This window comes from Robinsoniella sp. KNHs210 (assembly GCF_000686105.1).
Lineage (GTDB): Bacteria > Bacillota > Clostridia > Lachnospirales > Lachnospiraceae > Robinsoniella > Robinsoniella peoriensis.
The window spans coordinates 3,069,711-3,084,087 of record NZ_JMLZ01000002.1 but is presented as its reverse complement, the minus strand read 5'-3'; the positions used below and the strand labels follow the sequence as shown (position 1 = coordinate 3,084,087).

The 14,377-nt window shown below is 42.2% G+C and carries 10 protein-coding genes; all 10 read left to right on the top strand.

The annotated features are described in order from the left end of the window. Positions 1-8: 8 nt before the first annotated feature. The 10 genes from CD03_RS0120505 to CD03_RS0120460 all read left to right on the top strand — a co-directional run bounded on the left by CD03_RS0120505 (position 9) and on the right by CD03_RS0120460 (position 14,338). Entirely contained in the window at positions 9-1,916 is a 1,908-nt protein-coding gene (locus CD03_RS0120505) for a sensor histidine kinase (protein WP_027295236.1), read from the top strand. Continuing rightward, positions 1,888-3,447 carry a response regulator gene (locus tag CD03_RS0120500; RefSeq protein ID WP_027295235.1) on the top strand — a complete coding sequence of 520 codons (1,560 nt, stop codon included), beginning with the start codon at positions 1,888-1,890 and terminating at the stop codon, positions 3,445-3,447. Before CD03_RS0120505 ends, CD03_RS0120500 begins: the two co-directional genes overlap by 29 nt. Positions 3,448-3,537: 90 nt before the next feature. Further along, positions 3,538-5,541 carry a beta-galactosidase gene (locus tag CD03_RS0120495; protein ID WP_027295234.1) on the top strand — a complete coding sequence of 668 codons (2,004 nt, stop codon included), beginning with the start codon at positions 3,538-3,540 and terminating at the stop codon, positions 5,539-5,541. 63 nt (positions 5,542-5,604) lie between these two features. Next, positions 5,605-8,208, top strand: a complete 2,604-nt coding sequence (locus tag CD03_RS0120490; RefSeq protein WP_027295233.1) for a glycosyl hydrolase — start codon at positions 5,605-5,607, stop codon at positions 8,206-8,208. Positions 8,209-8,469: 261 nt separating this feature from the next. Beyond that, positions 8,470-9,159 carry a response regulator transcription factor gene (locus CD03_RS0120485; protein ID WP_027295232.1) on the top strand — a complete coding sequence of 230 codons (690 nt, stop codon included), beginning with the start codon at positions 8,470-8,472 and terminating at the stop codon, positions 9,157-9,159. Then, the gene (locus CD03_RS0120480) at positions 9,152-10,471 is read left to right on the top strand and encodes a histidine kinase dimerization/phospho-acceptor domain-containing protein (RefSeq protein WP_052377892.1); all 1,320 of its coding nucleotides are present in this window, start codon (positions 9,152-9,154) and stop codon (positions 10,469-10,471) included. The genes CD03_RS0120485 and CD03_RS0120480 overlap by 8 nt, the downstream gene beginning before the upstream one ends. Before the next feature lie 117 nt (positions 10,472-10,588). Beyond that, the gene (locus CD03_RS0120475; protein WP_027295230.1) at positions 10,589-10,963 is read left to right on the top strand and encodes a hypothetical protein; all 375 of its coding nucleotides are present in this window, start codon (positions 10,589-10,591) and stop codon (positions 10,961-10,963) included. Between the two features lie 11 nt (positions 10,964-10,974). Further along, positions 10,975-12,510 (top strand): amino acid adenylation domain-containing protein, encoded by a 1,536-nt coding sequence (locus CD03_RS0120470; RefSeq protein ID WP_044289548.1) that lies wholly within the window; start codon positions 10,975-10,977, stop codon positions 12,508-12,510. Continuing rightward, the gene (locus tag CD03_RS0120465) at positions 12,503-12,736 is read left to right on the top strand and encodes an acyl carrier protein (protein WP_027295228.1); all 234 of its coding nucleotides are present in this window, start codon (positions 12,503-12,505) and stop codon (positions 12,734-12,736) included. Before CD03_RS0120470 ends, CD03_RS0120465 begins: the two co-directional genes overlap by 8 nt. Before the next feature lie 12 nt (positions 12,737-12,748). Then, positions 12,749-14,338: an MBOAT family O-acyltransferase gene (locus CD03_RS0120460; protein WP_027295227.1), complete on the top strand. Its 1,590-nt coding sequence runs from the start codon at positions 12,749-12,751 to the stop codon at positions 14,336-14,338. Positions 14,339-14,377: the final 39 nt, after the last annotated feature.

Here is a 14,377-nt window from a genome sequence, read left to right as displayed (position 1 = left end):
GAAGCCGTTTGTTTCAGAAAATAAGTTACCGGAAAAAAACGTTGTTTATTTACACTGCACTGGTCATTACAATTTTTGTGGTATTCATTGTCATATATGGTTTTGCGCAAACAAAAAATATGAAAGGAATTACCGACAGCACCATTGAACAGCTGTCGGTAAAAGCCGCTTCCCAGTTTGAAAGTATTTTAAATGATATGAGTGATATTACGCTGGGAATAGCTGCCAATGAAACGGTCCATGAAATACTGGAAATGGTAAACCGGGAGAGTGATAAGGCCAACTATTTTCAGAAACGCCCTGAGGAAAAAAGGAAGATACAGCGGGAAATAGCCGGTGTGAGCGGAATGCGGTTTGAACATAAAAGCTTTGACGTTCTGTCTGCAAATTTTGATCTTCTAAGCCTTAATATTTATCCGGAACAGATGCCGGAAAAAAGTCGTATCCGGGAAATACACTGGATAAAATATATGATGGAGAATCGTCAGAGCAAATTAATTGTTCCTGTGGGCAGAGATGAGTATGGACGTACACAGAATGAAGTGTTTTCATTTGTCAGAGTAATTCAGGATGAATTTGAACGGTATGGACTGGTAGATGTACAGTATGAAAAGAAACTGCTGGATGACATTTTCAAGGTAAAACTGCAGGAAAATGAGATGCAGGTAATTGTCCTTCATAATAATGAATTATTTTATGCAACAGAGGATGCGCCATTACAAGGACTGGAAAGTTTATCCCGGGAAAAAAGGGCGGGTGAGGGACAGCCCGGCGATATTTCATTAGACAATACAGCATACACCATGAGCAGCCAGTTCCTGAATAACTATGAAATGAAAATTTTCATGCTGGCAAGAACTTCAGAATATATGAAACCTGTCTATGATACAGTTAGAACAATCGTTGTGTTAGGGATGATTGTATTATGTTTTATTATATTTATTGTTTATATTATTTCTTATAATCTTAATAAACCAATTCGGGAACTGCGTAATTATATAGATCATATGGATTACTTAAGTCTTTCATTGGATTTTAAAGCTGACAGTTCGAATGATGAAATTAAGCTGCTGGCAAATGCTTTTGAAAAAATGTTTGAAGGGATTAAACGTTCAAGGGATGAGTTAATAGAAGCACATACCCGGGAAATAAAGGCAAATTACGATGTCCTTCAGGCACAGATTAATCCTCATTTTATTCATAATATACTGTCGGTAATCGGAATGATAGGCTATGAGAAAAACGCACCTGAGATAATGGATATGTGTGCTGCGCTGACCAGAATGCTTCAATATACTACTCAGACCGGACAGGATACCGTTGCGGTGTGCTTAGAGTTTGAACATGCAAAAACATATCTGCAATTAATGAAATACCGCTATCTGGACATTCTGGAATATCAGATTGAACTGGATGAGGAAATGGAACAGGTTGAGATTCCCAAGTTTGTATTGCAGCCGGTGGTGGAAAATTGTTTTCAGCATAGTTTTGTGAATTTAGATAAACCGGTATATCGTATTCGGGTAAAAGGCGCTATAACAATGAACGGATGGGAAATCTCCGTTGATGATAATGGGGCAGGGTTTACGGCGGAGTCAGTACAGGAACTGAATAGGCAGTTTCAGGAGATCGAGGAGAGAATTAAAAGCGGAAATAAGATTCCTGATATGCAGATAGGAGGATTGGCGCTGAATAATACTTATGCCAGACTTTTTATTTACTCCGGCGGAGAAATAACATTAAGGGTAGGAAGTGGTTTCATGGGAGGTTCCTGTGTGGTAATTGCAAAGTCAGTGAAAGCCCCTCGGTTTGGATCGCTGCCTGCAGGAAGAAATGTTACGGATAGTAGTTTATATAATCCAAAGGATGATGGAGAGAATTACACAGATGATGAAAGTTATAGTGGTAGAAGATGAACCGGCGATTCTTGCGGGAATTGTACGCATGATAGAGAACCTGGAACTGGATATGGAGGTCAGAGGATGTTACCGAAACGGAGAGCAGGCACTGGCAGGAATGGAAATAGATCAGCCGGATATTTTGGTCACCGATATCCGGATGCCGGTTATGAATGGGTTGGAGCTGATAGAAGAAGCGCAAAAAAGATACGAGGGTATAGAGTATGTGGTATTAAGCGGATTCAGTGAATTTGCTTATGCCAAAGAGGCGATCCGATTCGGAGTGGACAGCTATATTCTCAAACCCCCAGTGCAGTGTGAACTGCAGGAAACCTTGAAAAGACTATCTGAAAAAATTGAAAAGAGAAAACAAAAAGAACTTTGTGAGGAATTGCAAAATGCTATCTTTAACGGCATGTATGATAGGACTGTTTTAGAAAAAGGTTTTAAAGATTATAACTGCTGCTATCTCCTGCTGGTATGTGTTGGGGCATTTTCCATGCGTTCAGAAACCTTTATCCGGCCACCGAGTGAAATATGGAATTCCGGGTTCATTCGGGAAAAGCTGAAAGGAAAGGCGGATAAGGACTGGAGATACTACATCTTTGATTCTAAGGCAGGAAATGAGAAGCTGGTCTTTCTGGCATCAAAAGATGATAGTATCGTACCGGTAAAACATCTTGTCAACCAGTTGTCGGGGTATGAAAAGCTCCTTGAGATGCCTGTAAATATTGTACTGAGTGAAGCATTTACTGATACAAAAGAGCTTGGAAAGAAGTATCGTGATATTCGTTTCTGCATGAGCAACCAGGCGCTGATTGGAAGAAGCCATATGACCATTATGGGTGAAGAGGTATTGCCGGAAGCATATATTGCCATTGGAAATCAGGAAAAAAACCGTTTGTCATCACTGCTGGAAAAAGATGATTTTAAAGGCATTATACAATGTTTTGAGCAGCTTTGCAGGCAGTGGAAGAAAAATAAAATTACCCAGATTAACTGTGAATTCAGCATGAAATATTTTATGTCGGAAATTTACCGGAATTATCCGGGGCTGCAGCAGGACTATACAATGGAACAGCTCCTATATGAAGTGGAAGCTATTATAGGGGGGACATTATCCTATGAGGGATTGCAGGATAGTATAAAGTCATTAATAGAAAAGATTGGCGAGAAGGCAAGAAAGTCAATGCAGAATAAGACACTTGAGGATGTTGTGGAGCTGTTGTATGAACATATTTGTACACAGTATGCCCAGGGTCTGACCGTGGAAGAATTTGCTTCTAAATATGGTTATAATGCTACCTATGTAGCAAATCAGTTTACGGCAATCAAGAAGATATCACCGAACAGGCTTGTTACAAATCTTCGTATGAACAAAGCGAAAGAATTGCTCCAAAGCTCTGATTACCGTTTAAAGGATATTGCAGAGATGATCGGGTATCATGATGTATCCTATTTTAGCAGGATATTTAAGGAGTCAGTGGGGATAAGTCCCCGACAATACAGAGATCATGTGGATAAGCAGCAGGTTCTTCACAAAGTGTAGACCTTCGGCTGTTTAAAAGCAATTCAAAAAAGCGCTTAAAGAGCTGTGTGATTATATATATAATGCTGTACAAAAGAGAGGAGATATAGGATGTCTGTTTATTTTGGTGTTGATTATTACCCTGAGCACTGGCCTAAGGAACGCTTGGAGACGGATGCAGTACTGATGAAGAAGCTGGGGATACAGGCAGTGCGTATGGGGGAATTTTCCTGGGCAAAGTTTGAGCCTGAAAAGGGAGAATTCCATTTTGAATGGCTGGATGATGCGGTAAACCTGTTGGCAGAGTATGGAATAAAAAGCGTAATCGGGACACCTACCGCGGCACCGCCTGCCTGGATTATAGAGGATGACCCGCAGATATTGCCGGTAGATGAAGCAGGTGAAGTGAAAGGATTCGGAGGACGGCATCATGACTGTCAGAGCAGCCCGGTATACCGGGAACACATCAGACGGCTGGTAACGGCAATGGCAGAGCACTATAAGAATAACACTAATATAATTGGCTGGCAGATTGATAATGAACTGGGTAATAGTCATGAGAAGCTTTGTATGTGTGATTCCTGTAAGGAGGCCTTTCACAGATTTCTTGAGGATAAGTACGGATCTGTACAGCGGTTGAACCAGGAATGGGGCACTGCATTCTGGAGTCAGGATTACAGCAATTTTGGACAGATTCCGGTGCCCAGGGCAACGCCTACGGTGCACAGCCCGTCGCTTCTGCTGGATTGGAAGCGTTTTTGTTCATATCTGGTAGTTGATTTTCAAAACTTTCAGGTAAACATCATAAAAAAAATTTGCCCACATCACCAGGTTACACATAATCTTATGGGGTTTTATGATAAGACGGATTATTTTGAACTGGCAGAAGAACTGGATTTTGCCTCAAATGACCAATATCCCACGGGTTATTATTTTGATCCGCCAGGCCAGCCTGACTTTGAGATTTCTGCGTGTCTGGACTTTATAAGAAGCGTTAAAAAGAAAAACTTCTGGATGATGGAACTGGAATCCGGTCCTACCGGGGGACAATTGGTTGGAAGGATGCCGAGACCCGGGCAGCTGAAGCTTTGGACCAGCCATTGTGTAGCGCATGGGGCCGATACGATTGTATATTTCAGATGGCGCACCTGCTTGTTTGGTGCCGAGCAGTACTGGCATGGGATACTGCCCCACAACGGAGTTCCGGAGAGAAGATATTTTGAGATTCAGGAGACGATCCGGGGCCTGATTCCGGTGATGAAAGATATCAGTGCTGTTACCGTAAAACCGAAAGCAGCAATTTTATTTTCTTATGAACAGGATTGGGCTTTTCAGATTCAGCCCCATCATCCAGAACTTAATTATATAGACCAGATTAAGAAATATTATAATGCCTTTTACCGAAAAAACGTACCTCTGGACTTTATCAGCGAGAAAGAGAAGCTGGAAGATTATAAGGTTGTAATTGCTCCCTTGCAGCTGCTGATGGATTCAATGCTGGAAGAAAAGTTCAGAGCTTATGTAAAAAATGGAGGGCATCTGGTTTTAACAATGCGTACCGGGGTGAAAAACCGGAACAGTGTATGCGAGGGGACACAGGCACTCCCGGGCAGACTGGCGGATGTTCTGGGAATTACGGTATTGGAGTATGATTGCCTGCTCGGTATGTCGGTGGATATAGAATGGATTTTGGACAAGACATGGGGGCATGCAAAAAAGTGGTGCGACGTGCTGGAAACAAAAGGGGCAGAGCCTCTGGCATTTTACCGGAGTGAGTTTTACCGGGATACTCCGGCGATTACGGTAAATTCCTTTGGTAAAGGAAAAGCATATTATACTGCAACGGAGCCAGATGACATAATTATGAGTAAAGTTGTGGACAGAATCATAAAAGAGTGTGGTCTGGAATCAGCCGGATGCTCACCGGATGGAGTAGAAATGACGGTGCGGAACGGCAGAAAAAAAGATTATTTATTTGTCTTGAACCATACGGATCTATATCAGACCATACAGTTATCAGCAAAATGGATACCTTTTGTTTGGTGCGGCGAATCCCAGTCCGGAAAACTGCCGCCTTATGGAACCGCAATTTATGAAAAATGCTGCATGGACTAAGTTAGGAATGCAGCCTGATATAGGGCATTAGAAAAAGCTTTGGACAATAGTGGAGGTGGAATTATGGACAGATTAGATCAAATCCGGAATCACAAAGAAGGAAATTACATTTATCCATTTCTCTGGATGCATGGAGAGCCGCATAAAATTCTTATCCGGGAGCTGGACAGAATCAGAGAAGCGAATATAGGAGCGGTATGTATAGAAGCCAGGCCGCATCCGGACTTTGGAGGAGAACAGTGGTGGGAAGACATGGATGTGGTTATGGACTATACCAGAGCCCATGGCATGAAGGTCTGGCTTTTGGATGATGACCGGTTCCCCACTGGCCATGCCAATGGAATCTTTACAAAAGGAAACCATGAACTGGCAAATGAATTTCTGACGGTATGGTGTACCGACACATCAGGACCCCTTGCAAATGGTTCCATGTTAATTCAGCCGGTGCTAAGACCCGACAGCAGACTGGTACGGGTAACGGCATGTAAACGAATCAGCAGCGACAGTACCGACATAGAGCCGGAATCGTGGATAGATCTTACCGGACAGGTTAAAAACGGATGGCTGCGGTTTGATGTACCGGATGGATTGTGGAGGATTTTTGTATTTTATACCACCCATCAGGGGGATGGGAAATTGGACTATTTTAACATTATTAATTCTCAGTCAGTGAAACTTCTGATAGACCGTGTTTATCAGCCTCATTTTGATCGCTATGGAGATGATTTCGGAAAGACGTTTACCGGATTCTTTTCCGATGAGCCGGAATTTGCAAACCTGCCCGGATACGATTTCCAGGCTCGGCTTGGTAAGGATATGAAATTTATACCATGGAGTGAGGAACTGGAAAAACGCCTGGAAGACAGATGGGGAGATAATTTCACACGTAATCTGCCTGTTCTCTGGTACAGCTGCGGAGAAATTACCGGACACGTCAGGTATGAATATATGGATGAAGTTACCACTCAGCTAAAGATATCGTTTTCTGATCAGATAGGGCAGTGGTGTAAAGCGCATGGGGTCATGCATGTGGGGCATATCATTGAGGACGATAATTCCCATGGAAGGCTTGGCTGCAGTACCGGACATTATTTTCGAAGTCTGTCCCAGATGGGTATGTCTGGAATTGATGTGGTACTGCTTCAGGTGATGCCTGGAATGAATCAGACGGTTCACCAGTGGGTTGCATCAGACCGTGATGGGGAGTTTTTCCATTACGGCCTTGGAAAAATGGGGAGTTCCCTGGCACATATTGATGAGAATAAAAACGGGAATGCTATGTGTGAAATCTTTGGCGCTTTTGGCTGGCAGGAGGGAATTACGTTGATGAAATGGCTGGCTGACCATATGCTGAGCAGGGGAATTAATCACTTTGTGCCACATGCATTTTCACCCAAAAGTTTTCCGGATTCAGACTGCCCGCCTCATTTTTATGCGGGTGGAAGACAACCCCAATACCATTATTTTGGAGATTTGATGAATTATATGAATCGTTTGTCCCACTTGTTTTCAGAAGGCAGATACATATCCCAGGCTGCGGTTTTATATCATGCGGATGCGGAATGGGCGGGAGAAGCAATGCTGTTTCAGAAGCCGGTCCGGGTATTGCTGGAAAATCAGATTGATTGTGATATCATCAGTGCAGATGCGCTGTTAAAGACAAGTATAATGGCAAAAGACCGGGCTTTTCAGATCGGACCTCAGAGTTATAAAGCTTTGGTAATCCCTTTTAGCCAGTATTTGCCAGCACAGGCGGTGGATATGGTCATTTCCCTATTGAAAGCGGAGATTCCCGTTTATTTTATAGATGGTCTGCCTGAAGGGATTTGCGAAGGACAGGAGCGGGAGATTAGAACCCCGCTATTGGGATCGGAGGTTGTATCGTTGTCCAATCTGGCATCTGCAATAGAAAATAAAATAGGTTTTTCCGTCCGCACGGCGGCAAGCTTACCTGATTTAAGAACGTACCGGTATCAATATGATGGGGGAACGGCACTGTATTGTTTTAATGAGAGCACAGGGGATACAATAGATACTGAAGTAGAAATAAATTTAGAAACCAATCAATTGCAGTATTGTTACCGTTACCATGCATTTGAAAATCAGCTGTATAGAATTCCATCTAAACAGCGAAATGGCATTATAAAGGCGAGACTGCAGCTGGAACCGGGTGAAGCGGCAGTTTACATATTAAAAAAAGAAAAAGATATTCTGCCTTATTATGTTTCATATGAGCAGTCAGGCAGAAAATTAGGGGGCCCATGGAAACTATCGTATGCAAATATAGATGATGATGCTAATTTCAAAGAATTGTATTATGGGGATCAGGTTTTTCGGGATTTGACAGACTGGGCAGCAAAGAATAAGTTTAACGGATATCTGCGATACGAGACAGAGGTGTATTTTGTTAAGGACAAGAGGGAGTGCCTGAGGATAACGGATACTCTAAACGGCATGGAGATTTTTGTAAATGGAGTAGTGTCGGGCAGAAGAATAGGACCGCCCTATTATCTGGAAATTCCGTTTAAGGAGGGCAGAAACCGCATTTGTATTGAAATTGCATCTACTCCCGTATTTGCCGCAGGAGATGACTGGTCGGCGCTTACGGTACTTCCGCCGTTCGGTCTGATAAATGAGCCTGAATTCTGTGAGCCTATATGCGAATAACGAATTAGTGCCAAAACAATACCTGAGCACAAGCTTTAATTAAGAGAATATTAAAAAGAAATTCATCCCGGCTAAATGTTTATTTCTCAAAAGCTGTTATACTGAGAATATGTCTAATTGTGATATAAATGTGTGTCAGTGAGAACAGAATAAAAAAACTAATATTATAGATATATCATAAATTATAATGAGACCCATAATTTCTATCATCAATTGAAGAAATTATGGGTTTTCTAAATAAAAATTCCGGGAGGTACAGCAATGAATATATTAATGATTGAAGACAATGCAGAGATAAGAGAAGGTGTCAGGATACTTTTGGAAGGTGAAGAATACGCGGTGACAGAGGCTGAGAATGGAAGTGAAGGGCTTAAACTCCTGGACAGCGATACGGACCTGGTTATTCTGGATGTTATGATGCCCGGGATCTCAGGCTTTCGAACCTGTGAGGAGATCCGGAAAGTGTCTAATGTGCCGGTTCTTTTTCTGACTGCCAAGTCCCAGGATTCAGATAAGTTAATGGGACTGATGGCTGGGGGAGATGACTATTTATCCAAGCCGTTTTCTTATTCCGAGCTTTTGGCAAGGGTGAAGGCACTGGTGAGAAGATACTGCGTTTATAAGGGAAAAGAAGAGGAGGGAACGGAGGACCGCTATGTTAATGGAATGGGGATCCGGATTAATGAATCTTATAATGAGGTTTGTAAAGGGGATAAAGAGCTGGCTTTAACCGATATTGAATATAAAATATTACTTCTGCTGATGAAACATCCAAAGAGAATCTTTACAATACAGAACATTTACGAAAGCGTCTGGAATGAACCATATTTTTATGTTTCAAATGGAACGGTCATGGTTCATATCCGTAAGCTGCGTCTGAAGATTGAAGACAATCCGCAGGAGCCGAAGTGCATTCGTACAGTTTGGGGCAGGGGGTATCGGTTTGGATAAAAAGAGAAAACTTCAAAAAAGCGGTCTGAGAAGAAAGCTTGTGCGGATTATGGTGATTGCATTTTTAATAAGCGGTGGTCTGTATTATTTTCTGCATAAGGGAGTGGAAGCAAAACTGAACAATTATTTTGAAACTTCAGATTATGTGGAAAAGACCGAGTCAAAGTATGCCCAGAAATTTCAGGATTACGTGCAGAAGAATCATATTTCTACAACAGATACGGATAAGATAACAAAATGGGTCAGGGATCAGGATATTGTACATATCAGCATTTATAAGGATTCTGTGCTGATCTACGACTCGTATTATCCGAATAATGATATCATAGCCGAAAATGATGTGGAAACGGAATACTTTGGGTGGCAGGCATATTATCCTATGAAATTTGCAGATGCGCAGGCGGATGTTTTTCTGGACGGTTTTTATGATTACCGGGTTTTTAACTATGCGATGATAGCAGAAATTCTTCTTTCCTGCCTGGTTTTTATCGGTATTGTGATGGCTGGGATAAAAAGGACAATTGATTATATTGGCATTCTGGAGCAGGAGGTGGAGATCCTGGAAGGAGGGCAGCTGGATTGTCCGATTACATTAAAAGGAAATGACGAGCTCTCTGCTTTAGCCAGAGGGCTGGATGAAATGAGAAAATCCTTTAAGCTTCGCGTGGACCGGGATGAAAAATTGACAAAAGCAAATAAAGATCTGGTTACGGAGATGTCCCATGACCTTCGGACACCGCTTACAACCCTCCTGCTCTACACACAGATATTAAAAAGTAAGAAGTATCATGGTGCGGATCAGATGGAAGATTACATAGATAAGATTGATCAAAAGGCAAACCAGATCAAGAGTCTTTCAGATAATATGTTTGAATTTTTCCTGATTCTGAGGGAAGAAGAAATCGAACTTATGGATCCCCAGTCTTTTAAGGATATATTTTACGATATTATGTCGGAACTTGTATTATCATTGCAGAAACGTGGATTCCAGGTGAACCAGAACATCGAATTTCGTGAAGTTAAAGTTGAGGTCTCCGTGGATTACGTTCTCAGGGTGATGAATAATATTGTATCTAACATAATCAAATATGCGGATTCCAATGAAGATATTGTGATCTCTACAATTTATGGGGAAGAACAGGTATCTATTTTATTTGTAAACCACAAATTAAAAAAGTCGGAAAAAGTAGAGAGCACCGGGATCGGCATCCGAAATATTAAGGGGATGATGGACAAGATGGAAGGGAGCTGCCGGGTGGAGGAAACTCAGGAATTGTACCGGATCAAATTAGAATTTAAAATTGTCGTTTAGATTTCATCATGTTCCTTTAAGGATTGGTTAAGATTTAGGTGATATGATAAATACTGTAGATACAAACAATTAATCCAGGCATGCTCTGGATATGCGCAGGAAAGTGAGGACAACTATATGAAAAAAATACTTATAAAAGGAACAACAATTGCAGTGTTGGGAGCATTATCCATTACCATGACGGCTTGTGGCTCTAATCCCCAGTCAACAGAAAATACCCCCAAAACGGAATCTTCAGCGGTGATCAGAGAAAGTGGGTCCAGGCAAAAGGAGACGCAGGCAATTGAAAATAAGACAGGCGGCAACCAGTCGGAGAAAAAGCAGACCAGCGGGAATCAGCGGAATAAAATAAAGTCTAATAAAAGGCAGACAAATAAAATGCAAAGCGGGTCCGAAGAGAGCGGAATGTCGGAGAGCAAAGAGTCCGGACAAGCGGAGACGCAGACAGAGGGCGGAACCGAAAATACGCAAAACAATGAATTGGCGAAGTAGGAGAATTACTTGTGAGAGAAAAAAACATATTACAGCTTTTTGAAGAGTCTGCGGAGAAATTTTCCGCGAAAGAAGTTTTTGCAGATGAAGATGTGAGTATCTCTTATTGCGAATTAAAAGATCATGCAAGGAGAATAGGGAGCTGCCTTGGCAACTCCCACCTTCGAAATGCACCTGTCGCAATTTATCTGGACAGAAGCGTTAAGAGTATGGAGGCACTTCTGGGAGTTGTGTATAGCGGGAATTTTTATACCATGATTGATATTCAGATGCCAAAAGACAGACTAAAGTCCATATTGGAGAACCTGGAGCCTTTTGCCATATTAACGGACAAAGAGCATGAGGAAGCTGCCAGAGAACTTTTTCCTGAGGGAGCGGTTCTAATCTATGAGACAGCAGTGGAGCAGGAAATAAGCAGCTGGCTGTTAAAAGATATCAGAAGGGCTATGATCGAGACGGATCCGCTGTATGTGCTCTATACCTCAGGGTCTACCGGTGAGCCAAAAGGTGTGGTTGTAAATCATGCCAGCGTGATTGCCTATACAGATTGGGTAACTGAAACTTTCAGGATAAACTGCGACACTGTTTTTGGCAGCCAGACGCCTTTTTATTTTAGTATGTCGGTGCTGGATATTTTCAGTACCATAAGAAGCGGGGCTTCCATGCAGATTATTCCCCGGAAGCTCTTTTCATTTCCGATGCAGCTGCTGGAGTATTTAAGAGACAGAAAGGTAAATACCATTTACTGGGTTCCCTCTGCGCTCTGCCTGGTGGCTAACTGGAAGGCATTGGACTATATGCAGCTGCCGGACTTGAAAAAGGTGCTCTTTGCGGGAGAAGTTATGCCTATGAAGCAATTGAATATCTGGAGATCACACATGCCGGACATATTTTATGCAAACTTGTATGGACCAACGGAAATAACCGATATCTGCACCTATTATATTGTGGACCGGGATTTTGATGACGAGGAAGTACTTCCGATTGGAAAGGCATGCAATAACTGCGATATACTGATCCTGAATGAAGAAGGAGAAAGGGTTCCTTACGGTGAAGAAGGAGAACTTTGTGTCAGGGGACCGTTTCTGGCTAAGGGATATTACCGCAGCCCGGAAAAAACAAACAGAGTGTTTGTCCAGAACCCATGTAATGACAGGTATCCGGAACTGATTTATAAAACCGGTGATATTGTTAAGTATAATGAACTGGGAGAACTGATGTATGTATCCCGCAAAGATTTTCAGATTAAACATATGGGCTGCCGGATTGAACTGGGTGAGATAGAGGCGGCTGCAGGTTCTCTGGAAGATATAGATTATTGTGTATGTGTTTATGATGAAAATGAGAAAAAGATAGTATTGGTCTATAAAGGCAAAAATGTGGATCAGAAAACTATTATAAAAAAAATCAAAAACAAAGTGCCAGCCTATATGTGCCCCGGGCTTTATATTATGACAGAGAAGATGCCGGTAAACACAAATGGAAAAATAGACCGGAAGTGGCTGCAGAGAAATTATAAAAAATTAGGAGGCATATGCAATGGATGAAATATTAAAGATACTGGAAAAGATAAAACCCGGAGTAGATTTCAGCAAAGAGAATAATCTGATTGAGGACCATATTTTGGACTCATTTGAAATGATTCAGCTGGTGTCGGAAATCAGTGACATCTACCAGATCGATATTACCCCGGTAGATATCACCCCGGATAATTTCCGCTCTGCTACCTCCATTTATGCGTTTATTTTAGACCATCAGCCAGCCCGGATATAGCGAGGGGATTGTATGGCTTATAATACCTATACATATGTACTGCTGTTTCTGACAGGCACCGGCATCATTTATTATATCCTTCCCAAAAAAGTCAGATGGATTGCTTTGCTGGCAGCCAGTTACCTGTTTTACTTTCTGTCCAGTGCAAAACTAATGGGATTTTTAATGCTGTCTACGATTGTTGTATATGGTACAGGCATGATTCTGACAACTATGCAGGACGAGTACCGGGACCGTATGGCGGATGCTCCTTTGGCAGAACAGGTGGTTCTGCGCCTGCAGTTAAAGAAATGGAAACGCCTGGCAGCAGCGTGTGCAATTTTGTTCAACCTGGGGATTCTGGCATTTTTAAAATACTATAACTTCTTTGCATTAAATGTCAATCATCTTTTACAGGGTTTACATATAAGCAGCCAAATGAAGGAGCTGAGACTTTTGCTTCCCCTTGGGATTTCCTTTTATACCCTGTCGGCAATCGGATATATCATTGATGTATACCGTGGAAAATACAGAGCGGATAAAAACCTGGGTCATCTGGCACTGTTTCTAAGCTTTTTTGGACAAATTGTGGAAGGGCCTATTGTGCGCTACGATCAAATGTCGGATGAACTTTTAAAGGGGCATTCCTTTCAACCGAAAAACATATCATTTGGTGCACAGCGCATTGTATGGGGGCTATTTAAGAAAATTGTGATTGCGGACCGCTTAAATCTGCTGGTAAACACCGTCTTTACCGCATACCCGGATTATACCGGAATTACAGTTGCGACGGCAGTTTTGTGCTATACGATTCAAATCTATTGTGAATTCTCCGGTTGTATGGATATGGTAATCGGAAGCGCGCAGCTCTTTGGCGTTAGTCTGCCCGAGAATTTTGAAAGACCGTTTTTTTCCAGAAATGTATCCGAGTTCTGGAGGCGCTGGCATATTACACTTGGAGCCTGGTTCCGGGATTATATATTTTATTCGGTATCCTTATCCAAACGGGTAATGCATCTTGGCAAATGGGGCAGGAATCATCTTTCCACGCATCTGGCTAAGCTGCTGCCTTCTGCCTGTGCCCTGTTTCCGGTGTGGCTCTGCAATGGATTATGGCATGGTGCCAGTTGGAAATACGTTTTTTACGGCATGTATTATTTTATGATTGTTATGCTGGGGATGCTGGCTGAGCCTCTGTTTGAGAAGATTTGCAAAAGTCTTCATCTAAACCGTAAAAGCTGGGGATTTCAATTTTGGCAGATTTTAAGAACCTTCTTTTTAGTCAATATCGGTATGCTGTTTTTTCGGGCGGTGAGTCTGAAAGTGGGAATCAAAATGCTGTTCTCCATGTTTGGGGGATTTTCCCTGGCACCTCTCAGAGAAGGTGTTTTATTGAATCTGGGAATGGATAAGATGGACTATGCGGCAGTGGGTTTTGGGATTATAGTGGTATTTGCTGTAAGCTTTGCCCAGGAAATGGGACTAAATCTAAGAGAGTGGATTTCCAACAGGCATATTGCAGTCCGGTTTGCCATTTACTATGCAGCCGCCTTTTCGGTCCTGCTCTTGGGGGCTTACGGAATGGGCTATTCGCCGGTTGACTTTATCTATGCTCAGTTTTGAGTCTGCTTAAAAACCATGCCATAAATCTAAAGAGAAATA